The 16,551-nt window shown below is 40.3% G+C and carries 18 protein-coding genes; 11 read left to right on the plus strand and 7 right to left on the minus strand.

Annotated features, from left to right (window positions below; translation table 11 throughout):
* Window positions 1–63 precede the first annotated feature (63 nt).
* The 4 genes from GJ691_RS02760 to GJ691_RS02775 all read left to right on the plus strand — a co-directional run bounded on the left by GJ691_RS02760 (window position 64) and on the right by GJ691_RS02775 (window position 3,065).
* Window positions 64–492: a DUF3592 domain-containing protein gene (locus tag GJ691_RS02760; protein WP_154363496.1), complete on the plus strand. Its 429-nt coding sequence runs from the start codon at window positions 64–66 to the stop codon at window positions 490–492.
* Between the two features lie 71 nt (window positions 493–563).
* Window positions 564–1,724, plus strand: coding sequence for a Gfo/Idh/MocA family protein (locus GJ691_RS02765; protein ID WP_154363498.1), 1,161 nt, complete (start codon window positions 564–566; stop codon window positions 1,722–1,724).
* 94 nt (window positions 1,725–1,818) lie between these two features.
* A complete protein-coding gene (locus tag GJ691_RS02770; RefSeq protein ID WP_154363499.1) occupies window positions 1,819–2,268 on the plus strand; it encodes a 6-pyruvoyl trahydropterin synthase family protein in 450 nt (149 codons plus the stop codon).
* A 35-nt stretch (window positions 2,269–2,303) separates the two neighbouring features.
* The gene (locus GJ691_RS02775) at window positions 2,304–3,065 is read left to right on the plus strand and encodes a UDP-2,3-diacylglucosamine diphosphatase (protein ID WP_154363500.1); all 762 of its coding nucleotides are present in this window, start codon (window positions 2,304–2,306) and stop codon (window positions 3,063–3,065) included.
* A gap of 1 nt (window position 3,066) precedes the next feature.
* Here the strand turns inward: GJ691_RS02775 and GJ691_RS02780 are convergent, their stop codons facing one another.
* Genes GJ691_RS02780 through GJ691_RS02795 form a run of 4 tightly spaced genes read right to left on the minus strand, consistent with a single transcriptional unit; the run spans window position 3,067 to window position 6,894 of the window.
* The gene (locus GJ691_RS02780) at window positions 3,067–4,326 is read right to left on the minus strand and encodes an MFS transporter (protein ID WP_154363501.1); all 1,260 of its coding nucleotides are present in this window, start codon (window positions 4,324–4,326) and stop codon (window positions 3,067–3,069) included.
* An 18-nt stretch (window positions 4,327–4,344) separates the two neighbouring features.
* Window positions 4,345–4,734, minus strand: a complete 390-nt coding sequence (locus tag GJ691_RS02785; RefSeq protein ID WP_154363502.1) for a VOC family protein — start codon at window positions 4,732–4,734, stop codon at window positions 4,345–4,347.
* Window positions 4,731–6,419 (minus strand): single-stranded-DNA-specific exonuclease RecJ, encoded by a 1,689-nt coding sequence (gene recJ, locus GJ691_RS02790; protein WP_154363503.1) that lies wholly within the window; start codon window positions 6,417–6,419, stop codon window positions 4,731–4,733. Before recJ ends, GJ691_RS02785 begins: the two co-directional genes overlap by 4 nt.
* A gap of 49 nt (window positions 6,420–6,468) precedes the next feature.
* Window positions 6,469–6,894 (minus strand): OsmC family protein, encoded by a 426-nt coding sequence (locus GJ691_RS02795; protein WP_154363505.1) that lies wholly within the window; start codon window positions 6,892–6,894, stop codon window positions 6,469–6,471.
* 147 nt (window positions 6,895–7,041) lie between these two features.
* Between GJ691_RS02795 and GJ691_RS02800 the strand changes: the two genes are divergently transcribed.
* Window positions 7,042–7,644 (plus strand): carboxymuconolactone decarboxylase family protein, encoded by a 603-nt coding sequence (locus tag GJ691_RS02800; RefSeq protein WP_154363508.1) that lies wholly within the window; start codon window positions 7,042–7,044, stop codon window positions 7,642–7,644.
* Window positions 7,645–7,654: 10 nt separating this feature from the next.
* Here GJ691_RS02800 and GJ691_RS02805 read toward each other — a convergent pair whose 3' ends face one another.
* The 3 genes from GJ691_RS02805 to GJ691_RS02815 form a co-directional block, all read right to left on the minus strand.
* Entirely contained in the window at window positions 7,655–8,224 is a 570-nt protein-coding gene (locus tag GJ691_RS02805; protein ID WP_154363510.1) for a uracil-DNA glycosylase family protein, read from the minus strand.
* Window positions 8,225–8,899 (minus strand): 16S rRNA (cytidine(1402)-2'-O)-methyltransferase, encoded by a 675-nt coding sequence (gene rsmI / locus GJ691_RS02810; RefSeq protein WP_154363512.1) that lies wholly within the window; start codon window positions 8,897–8,899, stop codon window positions 8,225–8,227.
* Between the two features lie 70 nt (window positions 8,900–8,969).
* Window positions 8,970–9,659 (minus strand): hypothetical protein, encoded by a 690-nt coding sequence (locus GJ691_RS02815; RefSeq protein WP_154363514.1) that lies wholly within the window; start codon window positions 9,657–9,659, stop codon window positions 8,970–8,972.
* A gap of 103 nt (window positions 9,660–9,762) precedes the next feature.
* Here GJ691_RS02815 and GJ691_RS02820 point away from each other — a divergent pair, with 103 nt between their 5' ends.
* The 6 genes from GJ691_RS02820 (at window position 9,763) to GJ691_RS02845 (ending at window position 16,547) form a co-directional block, all read left to right on the plus strand.
* Window positions 9,763–10,416: a thymidine kinase gene (locus tag GJ691_RS02820; RefSeq protein ID WP_154363516.1), complete on the plus strand. Its 654-nt coding sequence runs from the start codon at window positions 9,763–9,765 to the stop codon at window positions 10,414–10,416.
* On the plus strand, window positions 10,400–11,506 hold the full coding sequence (gene alr, locus GJ691_RS02825) for an alanine racemase (RefSeq protein WP_154363518.1): 1,107 nt from the start codon (window positions 10,400–10,402) through the stop codon (window positions 11,504–11,506). The genes GJ691_RS02820 and alr overlap by 17 nt, the downstream gene beginning before the upstream one ends.
* A gap of 85 nt (window positions 11,507–11,591) precedes the next feature.
* A complete protein-coding gene (gene mscL / locus GJ691_RS02830; RefSeq protein WP_154363520.1) occupies window positions 11,592–11,996 on the plus strand; it encodes a large conductance mechanosensitive channel protein MscL in 405 nt (134 codons plus the stop codon).
* 247 nt (window positions 11,997–12,243) lie between these two features.
* Window positions 12,244–13,233, plus strand: a complete 990-nt coding sequence (locus GJ691_RS02835) for an aspartate-semialdehyde dehydrogenase (RefSeq protein ID WP_154363522.1) — start codon at window positions 12,244–12,246, stop codon at window positions 13,231–13,233.
* 101 nt (window positions 13,234–13,334) lie between these two features.
* Window positions 13,335–15,491: a prolyl oligopeptidase family serine peptidase gene (locus GJ691_RS02840; RefSeq protein ID WP_154363524.1), complete on the plus strand. Its 2,157-nt coding sequence runs from the start codon at window positions 13,335–13,337 to the stop codon at window positions 15,489–15,491.
* An 81-nt stretch (window positions 15,492–15,572) separates the two neighbouring features.
* Window positions 15,573–16,547 (plus strand): ABC transporter ATP-binding protein, encoded by a 975-nt coding sequence (locus GJ691_RS02845; protein WP_154363526.1) that lies wholly within the window; start codon window positions 15,573–15,575, stop codon window positions 16,545–16,547.
* Window positions 16,548–16,551: the final 4 nt, after the last annotated feature.

Consider the following 16,551-nt stretch of genomic DNA (forward strand, 5'->3'; position numbering starts at 1 on the left):
GTTAACCGTATTCGTTCTAGAAGAAAATACAAAAGGTAATCCTTTTTTATAATACTACTGGTCATGACCACGAACCCAAATGCCATATGGGTGATTTTCTATTCATTTCTTTTATTGATAGGTGCATCATTATCCTATTTGGCTTATTCACAATACCTCCAATCCCAGCGATTATTGGCCAAAGGTATAAGAACCACGGCCACAGTAATTGATTTTATCGAGACACAAAGCGAAAATAACACCATGTACAAACCGGTTTTCGAGTTTTTGGACCGATCACAGGTTAAACATACTTATATAAGTTCTATAAGCTCTTACCCAGCGCCATATAAAATCGGGGAGAGGATAAAAATCACCTATGACCCCAAGAATATCGAAAACGTTAAGACCATTTCCTTTTGGGGGCTATACCGGTGGAGTGTTATTTGCTTTATGATCGCAGCCCCTTTTTTGATTCTCGGTGGTAGTTATTTATTATACAGTAGGGGTTGAGGTAGCAGTATAAAAAGGTTAGGTTTCCTTAATACTTCAGTATATTTGAATTCACCTATAATTTAATACCCATGCAACCTCACAGCTTATTCTTAAAAATAATTCCTTATATCCTATTTTTAGTTTCATCCAGTTTTATTTTACCAAAAAATAATGTAAAAAACACTTTGGGCAATGCCGATTCCAAACCACTTAAAGTTGCGATAATAGGATTGACCCATGATCACGTGCATTGGGTTCTAGGTAGGGAAAATATCGGGGATATTGAGATAGTGGGTATTGTTGAACCCAACGAAACGTTAGTTGCACGTTATCACAAACAGTATGGTTTTTCAATGGATTTAGTATATAAATCCATGACAACGATGATGCAGGAAGTGAAACCAGAAGCCGTAATGGCGTTTAACGATATTCATGGGCATTTAGAAGTGGTCGAATTTTTTGCTCCAAAGGGAATACATATTATGGTCGAAAAACCTCTGGCCGTAAATGTTGCCCATGCCAAGAAAATGATGACATTGGCAAAAAAACACAAAATACATTTAATGACCAATTACGAGACTTCCTGGTATGCCAGTAATGCCAAGGCTTTTGATATTATTGAAGAAGGCAATACCATAGGGGACATCTCAAAAATAGTCTTTAATACCGGCCACCCGGGACCCAAAGAAATCGGCTGTAGTAAAGAATTCCTAGAATGGTTGACCGACCCCGTATTGAACGGTGGTGGTGCCTTGCCCGATTTCGGGTGCTATGGCGCAAACATTGCCACCTACATAATAAAAGGGGAAACGCCCAAAACGGTAACCTGCGTAACCCAACAAACCAAACCTGACATATACCCCAATGTAGAAGATGATGCAATCATTGTTTTGACCTACCCCAAGACCCAAGTAGTGATACAGGCTTCATGGAACTGGACATATGGAAGAAAGGATATGACCGTCTATGGAAAAAATGGTTACGTATTTTGCCAAAATAATGAAGATATGCAATTTATGACCAATGTGAAAGACGGCCCAAAATCATTGAAAGCATTACCCCTCCTAAAAGGAATGCACGATCCGTTTGCTTATTTTTCAAAATTGGTACGGGAAGATTTTCCACTCAAAAGATATGATCTGGCGTCCATGGAAAACAATTTGATCGTGGTGCAAATTTTAGAAGCTGCCAAACACGCAGCAGAAACTGGGGAAACCGTCGTTTGGGATGAATATTTCAAGCTAGAATAATTTAAAAACTTATTTCTTGATTGTGCCGAATCAATTCTCTTATGAAGGAAAAATATGTTTGATATTGATTAACTTCGCGCCGTAATTCATAGCAATGAGCAATATTAGAATAACCAAGCAATTCACTTTTGAATCAGGCCATGCTTTATATGGGTATGATGGTAAATGCAGAAATGTACACGGCCATAGTTATAAACTCTCCGTAACGGTAATCGGCACCCCGATTACTGATACTTCCCATGTTAAATTGGGAATGGTCATTGATTTTGGCGATTTAAAGAAAATCGTAAAAGAAGAAATCGTGGATCCTTTTGACCACGCCACCATTTTCAATAAAAACACACCACATCTGGAATTGGCCAAGGAATTAATGCGTCGAGATCATAATGTAATCTTAGCGGATTACCAACCAACAAGTGAGAATATGGTCATCGATTTTGCTGAAAAAATTAAGGCCAGGCTTCCTGAAACCATAAAACTACACTCTTTAAAACTTCAGGAAACCGAAACTTCTTATGCAGAGTGGTACGCTTCTGACAATTAGACGGCCAAAGGGATTTTCCTATATTTACGACATCAATGAAATCTATCAACATCCCCAAAGGCAAAAAGGTCTACTTCGCAAGTGACAACCATCTAGGAGCACCTACCATGGAAAAAAGTTTGTTACGCGAAAAGAAATTCGTGGCTTGGCTAGATGTTGTCAAGAAAGATGCAGCGGCCATATTTCTAGTGGGTGATCTTTTTGATTTCTGGTTTGAATATAAAACCGTTGTCCCCAAGGGATTTACCCGAACATTGGGCAAATTGGCCGAAATAACGGATTCGGGCATTCCCGTATTCTATTTTGTAGGGAACCACGACCTTTGGATGAATGGTTACTTTGAGGAAGAATTGAATATTCCGGTTTATCACAAACCCCAACAATTCATGTTTAATGGATCCAAAGTGTTCATTGGCCATGGTGATGGTCTAGGACCTGATGACCTTGGGTTTAAACGTATGAAAAAGGTATTTACCAATCCTGTGGCGAAATGGTTTTTTAAATGGTTGCATCCTGATTTGGGCGTACGCTTGGGTCAATACCTTTCGGTAAGGAACAAATTGATTTCAGGTGATGAGGACGTTAAATTCCTTGGGGAAGACAAAGAATGGTTGGTCCAATATTGCAAACGAAAATTAGAGCAAGAGCATTACGATTATTTTGTTTTCGGACATCGCCACCTACCTCTGGAAATAAATCTGAACGAAAAATCGAAATATATAAACCTTGGGGATTGGTTATCTTTTTTCACTTATGGTGTTTTTGACGGTGAACGGTTTTCTCTGGAAAAATACTAGCTTATTCGGTCACGGCATGTTCGTCAACATCCTTCCGTAGATCCAATCTCCTAAATGATGGCAAGGCCAAGGTGGTGATCCCAACCGTTAATATGGTCATACAACCTCCAAAAACCACAGCAGTCACAGTTCCCATAAGTTTTGCGGTTGCCCCACTTTCAAAAGCTCCGAGTTCATTTGATGATCCTACGAACATAGAATTCACCGATGCCACCCTTCCCCTCATATTGTCCGGTGTTTTTAATTGAAGGATAGTCTGTCTAATGATCATGGATATGCCGTCTACGGCACCACTCATAAATAAAGCGCCCACCGATAACCAAAACGAAGTAGACAATCCGAAAACAATAATACATACTCCGAAAAGGAAAATAGCCAACAATAACTTTTTACCTGCATTTTTATACAAAGGAAAACGTGTTGAACCCACCATGGTCAATGCTGCACCCACAGCCGGTGCAGCCCTAAGAATACCGAATCCTTCAGCACCTACATTAAGAATATCTTGTGCGTAAATTGGAAGAAGTGCGATGGCGCCGCCAAAAAGTACTGCGATCATATCAAGGGTCAATGCCCCTAAAATAGCCTTTGTCTTAAATACGAATTGAATCCCTTCTTTTAAACTTTGAAAAACAGGCTCCCCGATTTTAGGGTTCAAAATCGGTTTTCGTGAAATCTGTGAAATGGCCAATAAGGCAATTATTGTGCAAAGGAATATAAGGCACATAGACCAATGCACACCGATCAACGCAATGGAAAAACCTGCTGTGGCAGGTCCCAGAACAGATGCCAATTGCCAAGTTGTACTGCTCCATGTAGCGGCATTGGGATATAACTTCTTGGGTACGATCAAAGCCATTAACGAGAATATGGTGGGACCTAAAAATGCCCGGACTATTCCGCCCAAAAAAACCAAAACATAAATAGACCAAAGAATAGTCCTGGAAGTAACCTTTGTAGACAGATCGGGCCAACTTAAAATAAAAAGACCCAGACTAATTACGGAAAAACCTAAAAGACATTTAACCAATAAGTTCCTCTTTTCTTTTTGATCAACGATATGGCCCGCGAACAAAGCCATGGAAACGGCGGGTATCACTTCCATTAACCCTATAATCCCTAGGGATAACGGATCCTTGGTCAATGAATAAACCTGCCATTCTATGACGATAAATTGCATGGCCCATGCAAAAACCATGGCAAAACGGGCTCCCAAAAATATATTGAACTCTTTAATTCTTAACGCTGCATACGGATCCATTGACAAAATTATAACGGCTTATTCTGTAATTTCAATTCTGTTTTTTTCCGGATCTAGGACCACGCTTTCATAATAACCATCGCCCGTGGTTCTAGGCTCTCCAACTATTTTGAATCCTGAATTTCTCAACCTATCGGTCAAGGCATCCACTTTACCCTTTGAACCGACCGATATCGCAAAATGGGTAATTCCCATAAATTCGATGTTTTCATTTTGTCTAACGGCAATGTCCGGTCTATGCATCAATTCCAATCGGGAACCACCTTCCTTAAAGCTTAAGAAATATGAATTGAAGTCCTTTTTGGGGTTATGGTACATTTCTCCGGGAACGGCATCAAAATAAGTTACGTAAAACCTCTTCATTGCATCCAAATCCTTTACCCAAATGGCCAGATGTTCTATTCTCATTTAATATCCTTTAATTTTAATTGGAGGCTTATGTTCCCTTGCCATTCATTTTCATCTATCGAAAAAACGGCATCAAAAGGCTTTCTACCCGTTACCAATGATAGTTTATCACCTAAATTAAAACCGATGCCCCCAATCTTTTGACTGTTACCTTGGATTACCTGTACTTTAAGATGTGCCCCATCTTGCCCTACGCCTTTGGCATAACCGGTATCAATTAGATTTTCCGACATAAAAACAGGTGCCATATTTCCCGGTCCAAATGGTGCGAACTGTTTTAAAATACGCATCAGTTTGGGGGTAATATCCTGTAACGTAATTTTAGTATCCACCGTAATTTCCGGAGTAAGTAATTGTGGTTCAATTGTTTCTTTCACCACCTTTTCGAACTGGGATTTAAACGCTTCAAATTGTTCTTCCAACAGTGTTAATCCTGCAGCATATTTATGACCACCAAATTGCTCAATACAATCGGAACAGCTTTCCAAGGCATTGTAGACATCAAAACCTTTTACCGATCTAGCCGATGCCGCTAACTTATCGCCACTTTTGGTAAATACCAACGTTGGCCGGTAATACGTTTCCGTAAGTCTGGAAGCTACAATACCAATAACACCTTTGTGCCAAGTTTCTTTGTAGACAACAGAGGTAAATCGTTCTTGTTCTTTGTTTTCCGCTATCTGTACCAATGCTTCTTGGGTAATCTCCTGATCCAATCCGCGACGGTCGGTATTGAATTTTTCAATCTCAGCAGCAAATATCCGAGCTTGGTCCATGTCTGTTTCGGTAAGTAAATTTACCGCATGTTGACCGTGCTTCATTCTACCTGCGGCATTAATTCTGGGCGCAATTATGAACACCACATCGGTAATGGTCAACGACTCTTTTTTAACTTGGTCTATAATGGCCTTAAACCCTATCCTAGGTTGTTGATTGATAACTTTGAGTCCATAAAAAGCCAATGTTCGATTCTCCCCAGTTATCGGAACGATATCAGCACCTATCGCAGTAGCCACTAAATCAAGGTAATAGATTAAATCATCAATTGTTTCCCCCCGATGTGAACCTAAAGCTTGAATAAGTTTAAAACCGACGCCACAACCGCATAATTCATCGTAAGGATATTGGCAATCCTCTCTTTTTGGGTCCAAAACCGCAACGGCATTTGGTAAGTCCTTACCCGGCCTATGATGGTCACAGATAATAAAATCCACATGCTTTTCTTTTGCGTATGCCACCTTATCGATTGCCTTGACCCCACAGTCCAAAGCAATGATCAAAGAAAAGCCGTTGTCCTCGGCAAAATCTATTCCCTTATAGGAAACCCCATAACCTTCCTCGTACCTATCGGGAATATAGGTTGCTACATTCGGATAGAAACTTAAAAGGTACGACGACATTAAAGCGACAGCTGTAGTACCATCTACATCATAATCGCCAAAAACAAGTATGTTCTCATTATTCTGTATGGCTTGCTCTATTCGGGCAACGGCAATATCCATGTCTTTCATTAAAAAGGGATCATGTAGATCGGATAGTTGAGGCCTAAAGAATTTTTTTGCTTCTTTGTAATTCGTAATTCCCCGTTGCAGTAACAATTCAGCTACCAGCCTATCAACCTTCAATGCATGTGCAAGTTCCTCTATTTGTCGTTGTTCTGGTTTTGCTTTAATTGTCCAGCGCATATTGTTAGTTGAGTTTAGAGAATGGATTTATGCCAATTACAGGATTGCCCTAAGAATGAAATATCGTTTTTATCTCTAACTTGGCAAATTGTCGAAACATCTCCATTACACCACAATATTTTTCGACGGACAGGTCAACGGCCCGTTGCAGTTTTTTCTCATCCAATTCCTTCCCATGAAAATGATACTCTACCGTAACCGCATCATAATACTTAGGATGCTCATCGGTCAAATTGGCAATGGTCTCGATCTGAAAATCATCGACCTTCAATTTCATTTTTTTTATCAGTGAAGCAACATCCAAGCCAGAACACCCTGCCAAAGCGGATAACATCAAGGCTTTGGGACGATACCCACTGCCTTCACCTCCTGATTCAGGACCTGCATCGATCCGTAGATCAAGCCCTGAGGGATTGTTACTTTCAAATGCCATTCCGCCCACCCATTTGGTGGTTATATGATTTGTTGTACTCATAATTTTTCGTTTCTTGTGAGGGATAAAATTAAGATAAAAGAAATAAGGCACTACCTTGTAGTGGATTAATTCAGGCCCCATTTGAATTCCTTTTTACTATGTTTTCAAAATAGGGTTTCTCTAAAAATACAAATTTAAAACATAAATATGGCCCTAGTAACACCCCTTGACCCCCAGCATGACCCAGAGACCAAAAAGCTAGCCGAGTTCTTTAACGAGACCTTGGGCTTTTGCCCCAATTCCGTTTTGACCATGCAACATAGACCGGCTATTTCCAAAGCCTTTATCAATTTGAACAAAGCGGTTATGGCCAATGACGGTAGGGTTACCTCAGCTTTAAAACGCATGATCGCATGGGTGAGTAGTAATGCTGCGGGCTGTCGTTACTGCCAGGCCCATGCTATTAGGGCCGCAGAGCGTTATGGGGCAGAGCAAGAACAATTGGACAATATTTGGGAGTATAGAACACACGCAGCATTTTCTGAGGCTGAAAGAGCTGCTCTGGACTTTTCTTTAGCGGCTTCCCAAGTACCCAATACTGTTAATGCGGAGATAAAAGAACGGCTATACGAATACTGGGACGAGGGTGAAATTGTTGAAATGCTTGGCGTAATTTCCCTATTTGGATACCTCAACCGCTGGAACGATTCAATGGGTACTTCAATCGAAGAAGGAGCGATTGAAAGTGGTGATCAATACTTGGGTAAACATGGTTGGGAAAAAGGGAAGCATGGAGGTGGGGTCTACTAAATAACTCTTCCTAAACTATATCTGCAACTCGTTTTTTCAACACAGGAATCACTCGTTCTTCAAACCAAGGGTTTTTGGCAAGCCAAAATCTATTCCTTGGCGAAGGATGTGGTATAGGAAAATAATCAGGAAGGTAGCTTTTATAAGCCTTTACTGTTTCAGTGAGCGTTTTTTTAGCGGCCTTTCCCAGATAATAATTTTGGGCATACCTACCGATCAATATGACTAATTCCACATTCGGCATTTTCGAGAGTAAAGGTTTGTGCCATAGGGGTGCACATTCGGGCCGTGGAGGTAAATCGCCAGACTTCCCTTTTCCCGGATAACAAAAACCCATTGGGATCAAAGCAATTTTCGAGGCATCATAAAAAACTTCATCCGAAATACCCAACCACTTGCGCAGTTGTTCACCACTTGGGTCATCCCAAGGCACGCCTGTTTTATGCACTTTTGTGCCCGGAGCCTGACCAATAATCACAATTTTTGAATTTTGATGCGCTGTAACAATAGGTCTTGGCCCTAAGGGTAAATGTTCTTTACAGACCTTACAACCTCTAATTTCAGATAGTAGTTTTTGCATTTATTTTTTTCCGGAGACCACGATTACTATTTCTCCTTTGGGTGGTTTGTCGGTATAATGGTTTAAAACTTCCTTTACCGTTCCTCTAATCGTTTCTTCATAAAGTTTGGTCAATTCGCGAGAAACGGAAATCAACCTGTTTTCCCCAAAATATTCCATAAAATGGGTCAATGTCTTTACCAATTTATGTGGTGATTCATAAAATATCATCGTCCGTGATTCCTCGGCCAATAACTTTAATCGGGTCTGTCTTCCCTTTTTCACAGGTAAGAAACCCTCAAATACAAATCGATCATTGGGCAACCCACTGTTCACTAGTGCTGGGACAAAAGCCGTTGCCCCGGGAAGGCATTCAACCTCAATACCATTTTCCAAACAAGCCCTGGTCAATAGAAACCCAGGGTCGGAAATAGCCGGAGTTCCCGCATCTGAAATCAAGGCAATGTCTTCCAGACCGTTTTTCAATCGTTTTACAAGATTTTCCACCGTTTTATGCTCATTATGCATATGGTGGCTTTGCATTGGGGTATGGATCTCAAAATGGTGCAATAACTTTCCGCTGGTCCGGGTATCCTCGGCCAAGATCAATGTAACTTCCTTTAAAATGCGGATGGCACGTAAAGTGATGTCCTCAAGGTTTCCGATCGGTGTTGGTACTATATATAATTTGCCCATGCATTAAAAGTAAGTAGCCGAAAGTCGCATTAACGACTTTCGGCCAAATTAAAATTTTTAAGAATACGAATTAAGAAAACTTCCGGGCTATGAGGGCCATAAAACGTTCCTCATATTCCTCTTTACCTTCCCAATTATTATAGTCGGGTTTAACCATGTTCTTGATAAACGCAATACTTCTCTCTTCCGTATCGATCGTATTCAATTGGGACAACACACGATTATAATCTTCGGTACTATCATTGAAAAGATGTTTCACGAAAGCCAATCGATTATTCAAATCGATCTTTAATTCTTTTTCGGCCAATTTATCGTTCAGGGATTTCGCTTTTGTTTCCTTTTGGGCATCGGTTTCCGCCGCAGGGGAAAACAATTCCTTATCATTTTTCATAAGGTTGGGTTTCGACATAAATTCTTGTAGAACTTCGTCAACAACTGCAGAATTAGGCATTTCGGAGACCATATCCTTTATTGTTTGCATTCCTGGTATAATGATGTCTTCTTCATGCGGATTACTTTCGGGAACCGAGGAGTTGGCATTCAAAACTGCATTGGCCATTGATTCGAACTTGGCTGCAATCACATTTTTAGTAACGTCAATTTCAATATCATGTAATTCTTCCTCAATGAATTTCAACACCGCCAGTTTCTCATAAAGGTTTTTTGCGGCCTCATACATTTGGCCTATTTCATTTAAATCGTTGGAACCGATTATGTCCTTGGACATATTAATCAATTCCTCTTTCAATTTTCTTTTCATCTTTTATTTTCTTTTGGAAAAAAAGTGGGTCTTTTTTAAATATCTTTATACTTCTGTTTATGTACAACGAAAAAACACCTTATTTTCGTCTTAAAATTACAAAATGTTTCTCGAAAATACCGTTAATCATAAAGAACAATTCGGGTGGATAGAGGTTATCTGTGGCTCTATGTTCTCCGGTAAGACCGAGGAATTGATTCGTCGATTAAAGCGCGCACAGTTTGCCAGACAGAAGGTTGAAATCTTTAAACCCATGATAGACACACGGTACGATGAAGAGATGGTCGTTTCCCATGACGCCAATGAAATACGCTCTACTCCCGTACCTGCAGCCGCCAATATCCGTATTTTGGCCGATACCTGTGATGTTATCGGCATTGATGAAGCCCAATTTTTTGATGACGAAATCGTTTCGGTCTGTAACGATCTTGCCAACAAAGGAGTCCGGGTAATCGTAGCTGGCCTAGATATGGACTTTAAAGGAAATCCGTTCGGCCCCATGCCCGCTTTAATGGCCACTGCCGAATATGTGACCAAAGTACATGCTATTTGCACTAGGACGGGAAACCTTGCCAACTATAGCTTTAGAAAGGCAAGTAGTGAAGATCTTGTAATGCTCGGGGAAACAGACGAATATGAGCCTTTGAGCAGGGCCGCCTACTACAAAGCCATGTTAAAGGAAAGGGTAAGGGATATAGATGTTGACGCAGAGGAAATTAGTAAAATCAAAAGAAATACGAATGCCGAAGACCTCTGAAACCTTGCTGGAGATAGATTTAGGCGCCCTTGAACATAATTACCACTACCTACGCTCCCGATTAGAACCAAAAACGAAATTTTTAGCTGTAGTAAAAGCCTATGCCTACGGTTCAGAAGCCGGTAGCATTGCAAAAAAACTAGAAACCTTGGGAGTTGATTATTTTGCAGTGGCCTATGTTAAGGAAGGAATTGCCTTGCGTAAAGCTGGAATTACCAAACCTATCTTGGTTCTACATCCGCAAACCATACATTTTAATAAGCTCATTGAGAATTACCTTGAACCGAGTTTATATTCCCAAAAAGTCTTACGAGAATTCTTGGAAGCTGCTAAACGTAACAACCAAGTGGATTATCCCGTACATATAAAATTCAATACCGGCCTAAACCGTTTGGGGTTCTCAGTCGATGGAATCGATGAAATTATGGCATGTATAAAGGATAGGGACGAAATCAAAGTCACATCTTTCTTCTCGCATTTGGCCGCTACCGAGGACTTGAACGAAAAGGAATTCACCCTAAAACAAATAAGGGCTTTCAAAAAAAGAATTCAAGAATTTGAAGAAAAATTAGGTTATAGCCCTATAAAACACATACTCAATACTTCGGGAATCATAAATTACATCGAAGCCCAGTTTGATATGGTGCGTAGTGGAATAGGACTTTATGGATTTGGAAATGACCCCGATATAGATCAGCTGTTACAACCTGTTGTTACATTGAAAACAGTGATATCCCAGATTCATAAAATAGCACCCAACGAAAGTGTGGGGTACAACAGGGCTTATTCTTCGGACAAGTATACCATTACGGCAACACTTCCTTTAGGACATGCAGACGGTATAGGCAGACAATACGGCAACGGCAAGGCCTTTGTGAATGTTAATGGAAAAATGGCCCCGATAATCGGAAATGTATGTATGGATATGATTATGATCGATGTGACCGATATTGAATGCCAAGAAGGGGACGAGGTCGTCATTTTCGGGAAAAAACCAAATGCCGATCAATTCGCAGCTTTTGCCCACACCATTTCATATGAGTTGGTTACCGGTATTTCCCAGCGTATTACAAGGATTTTAAAGGATTGAAAATTATTATTTAACATTTTGTTATGAGCCTTTTTTTTAACTACATTGCGGGCACATTAATTATTAACTATAAAAAACACATAAAATGTTAAAAGAATTCAAGAATTTCATCATGACCGGTAATGTAATTGACTTTGCGGTTGCGGTTATTTTAGCCGGTGCAGTAGGCCTTGTAGTAAATGGCTTCGTAGCAGACATCATTATGCCGATAGTAGGGCACTTTGCAGGCGGAATGGATTTTGCAAATCTTAAAATTGTATTGACCGAAGCCTCAGGAGTAGAAGGCGAAGCAGGATATGTTGCTGAAAACGCAATTCGTTGGGGTAAATGGGTGAATGCTATTGTAAACTTATTAATTGTAGGTTTTGTAATGTTCATAATCGTTAAGGCATACAACAAAACAAAAACTCCACCAGCACCAGAAGCACCAGCAGGTCCTAGCCAAGAAGATTTATTGGCTGAGATAAGAGATTTATTGAAAAAACAATAATCAAAGATAATTACCAGTATCCTTACTGGTAACCGCTACACCAAAATTAAGTTAACCGGCTCTTTTTCAAGAGCCGGTTTTTTTATGACCCAAAGGAGGCATATTGGGTAATTCTATAAGGTATAAATTGATTCATTTAAACAATTGTTATATTTATAACTTTTTGTTATATTTTATTTAATAGTGTCGAATTATCTTGTTCGATCCCGACACATGAACTACATTTGCCTTCTAAATTAATATAATTATGAAAGTTGCAGTTGTCGGGGCCACCGGAATGGTTGGCGAAGTAATGCTAAAGGTTTTGGCAGAAAGAAATTTCCCTATTTCAGAATTGTTATTGGTAGCATCAGAACGCTCAGTTGGCAAAAAATTAAAGTATAAAGGGGTAGATCATACGGTTATAGGTCTTTCCGATGCCGTTGCGGCAAAACCTGACGTTGCCATTTTCTCGGCAGGTGGTGACACCTCGACCGAATGGGCTCCAAAATTCGCAGAAGTTGGTACAACAGTAGTTGACAATTCTTCGGCTTGGCGAATGGATCCAACTAAAAAATTGATAGTACCAGAGATCAATGCGAACGAACTTACGGCAGAAGATAAAATCATCGCTAATCCCAATTGCTCTACCATACAAATGGTAATGGCATTGGCACCCTTACATAATAAATACAAAATGAAGCGAGTGGTGGTTTCCACTTATCAATCCGTTTCAGGAACCGGCGTAAAAGCCGTACAACAATTGGAGAATGAGATTGCCGGGGTTAAAGGTGAAATGGCTTACCCTTATCCTATTGGTAGAAATGCATTGCCCCATTGCGATGTATTCCTTGAAAACGGTTATACCAAAGAAGAAATGAAATTGGCCCAAGAGCCTCAAAAGATATTCAATGACAGAACGTTCTCCGTTTCGGCAACAGCAGTGCGTATACCTACCGCTGGCGGACATTCAGAGTCGGTAAATGTTGAATTCGAAAATGATTTTGATTTGAACGAAGTACGCCAATTGTTGAATGAAACATCGGGGGTTACCGTTCAGGACAACCCTGATACCAATACCTACCCCATGCCTATTTACGCCCATGACAAAGATGAGGTATTCGTTGGTCGTATTCGTAGGGACGAAACCCAAAGAAACACATTGAATATGTGGATCGTTGCCGATAACCTAAGAAAGGGAGCTGCAACGAACGCCGTTCAAATAGCTGAATATTTAGTCGAAAACAAACTGGTATAGAACCACTTTTCTAGATAACCTTAACACTTAAAACCTTTGAACACGAATTAGTGCCAAAGGTTTTTTTGTGTTAATTTTAGGGTCAACTAATCTCATGGTCCATGAAAAAAATCTTACTATTTTCAGCCGCTGCCCTACTTCTCGGTGCATGCAATTCCAAAAACGAAAAAGAAACCATAACAGTGAATTACCCTACTACCCATAAAACCGATTCCGTAGATACTTATTTTGGAACCGAAGTAAAAGACCCTTATCGCTGGCTCGAAGATGACCGCAGTCCCGAAACCAAGGCTTGGGTCAAGGAACAGAATATCACCACTTTTGGCTACTTGGAAAAAATACCTTTCCGGGCCGATTTAAAGAACCGACTCGAGAAATTATGGAATTACGAAAAATTGGGCTCCCCATTCAAAGAGGGAGACTACACGTATTTTTATAAAAACGACGGACTACAGGACCAATATGTGGTTTACAGGCAAAAAGGAGATGGGGAACCTGAGGTTTTTTTAGACCCCAATACATTCTCTGAAGACGGCACTACATCCTTGGCCGGACTCAGTTTTACCAAAGACGGTTCTTTAGCCGCCTATTTAATATCTAAAGGAGGTAGTGATTGGCGAAAAGCAATTGTCCTGAACACCGAAACCAAGGAAATCGTTGAAGACACTTTGGTAGATATTAAGTTCAGTGGTACTTCTTGGAGGGGCAATGATGGCTTTTATTATTCCAGCTACGATAAACCCGAAGGAAGCGAGCTTTCCGCAAAGACCGATCAACACAAAGTCTATTACCATAAGCTAGGTACCTCCCAAAAGGAGGATAAGGTTATTTTCGGCGCAAAATCGGAGGAAAAACACAGGTATATTTTCGCTAGTGTAAGCGAGGATAATCGTTATTTATTTATATCCGCAGCGATTTCCACCTCTGGAAATAAGCTTTTTATGAAAGATTTGATCCAGCCCAACGCAAAATTACAGACCATATTGGATGATACCGAAACCGATAGTTATGTCATTGACAATGTTGGCTCAAAACTGTACATTGTTACCAATTTGAATGCCCCCAACCAAAAAATCGTAACCGTGGACGCTTCAAACCCTACACCTGAAAATTGGGTGGATTTTATACCCGAAACCGAAAACGTGCTTTCTCCCAATACCGGTGGCGGATATTTCTTTGCTGAATATATGGTTGATGCCATTTCAAAAGTTTTTCAGTACGACTATGACGGAAAAATGGTGCGCGAAGTAAAATTACCCGGTTTGGGTAGTGCTTCAGGTTTTGGTGGAAAGAAAGAGGATAAGGAATTTTATTTTTCATTCACCAATTACAACACGCCAAGTTCTTCCTATAAGTACCATGTTGAAACAGGGGAATATTCGCAATATTGGAAACCCGAAATAGATTTCAATCCAGAGGATTACGAATCGCACCAAGTATTTTATAATTCAAAGGATGGAACCAAAATACCCATGATGATAACCTACAAAAAAGGTTTGGAGATGAATGGCAAGAATCCGACTATTCTTTACGGCTATGGTGGTTTCAATGTAAGCCTTACCCCATCTTTCAGTATTGGCAATGCGGTTTGGATGGAACAAGGAGGTATATATGCAGTCCCCAATCTTAGAGGTGGTGGTGAATACGGCAAAAAATGGCATGATGCGGGTATTAAGACCAAAAAACAGAATGTTTTTGAAGATTTCATCGCTGCGGCAGAATACTTGATTTCGAATAAGTATACTTCCAACGAGTATTTGGCTATTCGTGGTGGTAGTAATGGCGGATTGCTTGTTGGTGCTACCATGACCCAAAGACCTGATTTAATGAAGGTTGCCTTACCGGCTGTGGGTGTTTTGGATATGCTACGCTACCATACCTTTACTGCAGGTGCAGGTTGGGCCTATGATTACGGCACTTCAGAGGAAAGCCAGGAAATGTTCGAATATCTTAAAGGTTATTCCCCTGTACACAACGTAAAAGAAGGAACTGAATATCCGTCTACCCTGATAACCACTGGTGATCATGATGATCGAGTGGTACCTGCACACAGTTTTAAATTTGCCGCCGAACTCCAGTCAAAACAAGCAGGAGCAAACCCTACTTTGATCCGCATTGAAACCAATGCCGGTCATGGTGCAGGTACGCCCGTTAGCAAAACGATTGAGCAATATGCCGATATATTTGGATTTACCTTGTTCAATATGGGTTTTGAGGAGCTGCCCAATAAAGCGGTATTGAAAGAATTCAAGGATTAAAACAAATTCATATCAATATATCATAAGAAAGTCCGTTTCCTTTTTGAGACGGACTTTCATATCATTACAAAGAACCATTTTATGCTGCATGTAGACCATGTTTCCTTTCGTTATAACAATTCACCTGTTCTAGAAGACATCAATCTAAAAATAGAGAAAGGTGAACATGTTTCCATCATTGGGGAGAGTGGCTGTGGTAAAAGTACTTTGTTGAAGATCATTTACGGACTTTTACATGTTGAGGTCGGAGCATTATTTTGGAACGACACCCAAATCTTAGGGCCTAACTTCAATTTGGTGCCGGGAGAACCTTATATGAAATATCTATCACAAGATTTTGACCTGATGCCTTTTATAACGGTAGAGGAAAATGTGAGTCAGTTTCTATCCGTTTTCGAGCCTGAAAAGTTGAAAGAACGCACACAGGAACTACTCGAAATGATAGAATTGACAGATTTTGCCAAGGTAAAGGTCAAAAACCTAAGTGGAGGCCAACAACAACGTGTGGCATTGGCCCGCGTTCTTGCACAACGTCCCGAAGTCTTATTACTTGATGAACCTTTTAGCCATATCGACAACTTTAGGAAAAATGGACTTCGCAGGAACCTTTTCGGTTATTTAAAGAAAAAGGGGGTGACCGTCATCACGGCAACCCATGATCACAACGATATGTTGCCCTTTGCCGATACCGTAGTGGTATTGAAAAACGGAAAGGTAATCGCAAAAGATTCCCCAAAAAATCTATTTGAACATCCAAAAGACCTTTATATCGCCGGTTTGTTCGGTGAAGCAAATAAGATACCCATTAACATCATAAAATCCTATGCCGATACCCAGCGCGAGATCATTGTATACGCACATGAATTTAAAGTGTCGCAAAAATCAGGATTAGAAGTAGAAGTTGTACGTTCTTACTTTAAAGGTGGGTATTTTATGATTGAAGGGGTTTATGAAGGGCTACCTATATTTTTCAATCACGAAACAGCCCTAGATTCCCATAAAAAGGTATTTTTAAATGTTTCGATTGAAACGATTAACCAAAGATTGAACCTTTAAATAG

This window comes from Maribacter luteus, from assembly GCF_009674825.1.
Taxonomy (GTDB): Bacteria; Bacteroidota; Bacteroidia; order Flavobacteriales; family Flavobacteriaceae; genus Maribacter_A; species Maribacter_A luteus.

Coding starts and splice junctions, on each gene's coding strand:
- GJ691_RS02775 (WP_154363500.1), top strand. CDS start 2,304: ATGAAATCTATCAACATCCCCAAAGGCAAAAAGGTCTACTTCGCAAGT.
- alr (WP_154363518.1), top strand. CDS start 10,400: ATGCCGAAGACCTCTGAAACCTTGCTGGAGATAGATTTAGGCGCCCTT.
- GJ691_RS02845 (WP_154363526.1), top strand. CDS start 15,573: ATGCTGCATGTAGACCATGTTTCCTTTCGTTATAACAATTCACCTGTT.
- recJ (WP_154363503.1), bottom strand. CDS start 6,419: ATGCGCTGGACAATTAAAGCAAAACCAGAACAACGACAAATAGAGGAA.
- GJ691_RS02780 (WP_154363501.1), bottom strand. CDS start 4,326: ATGGATCCGTATGCAGCGTTAAGAATTAAAGAGTTCAATATATTTTTG.
- GJ691_RS02795 (WP_154363505.1), bottom strand. CDS start 6,894: ATGAGTACAACAAATCATATAACCACCAAATGGGTGGGCGGAATGGCA.
- GJ691_RS02835 (WP_154363522.1), top strand. CDS start 12,244: ATGAAAGTTGCAGTTGTCGGGGCCACCGGAATGGTTGGCGAAGTAATG.
- GJ691_RS02800 (WP_154363508.1), top strand. CDS start 7,042: ATGGCCCTAGTAACACCCCTTGACCCCCAGCATGACCCAGAGACCAAA.
- mscL (WP_154363520.1), top strand. CDS start 11,592: ATGTTAAAAGAATTCAAGAATTTCATCATGACCGGTAATGTAATTGAC.
- GJ691_RS02770 (WP_154363499.1), top strand. CDS start 1,819: ATGAGCAATATTAGAATAACCAAGCAATTCACTTTTGAATCAGGCCAT.
- GJ691_RS02785 (WP_154363502.1), bottom strand. CDS start 4,734: ATGAGAATAGAACATCTGGCCATTTGGGTAAAGGATTTGGATGCAATG.
- rsmI (WP_154363512.1), bottom strand. CDS start 8,899: ATGGGCAAATTATATATAGTACCAACACCGATCGGAAACCTTGAGGAC.
- GJ691_RS02765 (WP_154363498.1), top strand. CDS start 564: ATGCAACCTCACAGCTTATTCTTAAAAATAATTCCTTATATCCTATTT.
- GJ691_RS02805 (WP_154363510.1), bottom strand. CDS start 8,224: ATGCAAAAACTACTATCTGAAATTAGAGGTTGTAAGGTCTGTAAAGAA.
- GJ691_RS02820 (WP_154363516.1), top strand. CDS start 9,763: ATGTTTCTCGAAAATACCGTTAATCATAAAGAACAATTCGGGTGGATA.
- GJ691_RS02760 (WP_154363496.1), top strand. CDS start 64: ATGACCACGAACCCAAATGCCATATGGGTGATTTTCTATTCATTTCTT.
- GJ691_RS02840 (WP_154363524.1), top strand. CDS start 13,335: ATGAAAAAAATCTTACTATTTTCAGCCGCTGCCCTACTTCTCGGTGCA.
- GJ691_RS02815 (WP_154363514.1), bottom strand. CDS start 9,659: ATGAAAAGAAAATTGAAAGAGGAATTGATTAATATGTCCAAGGACATA.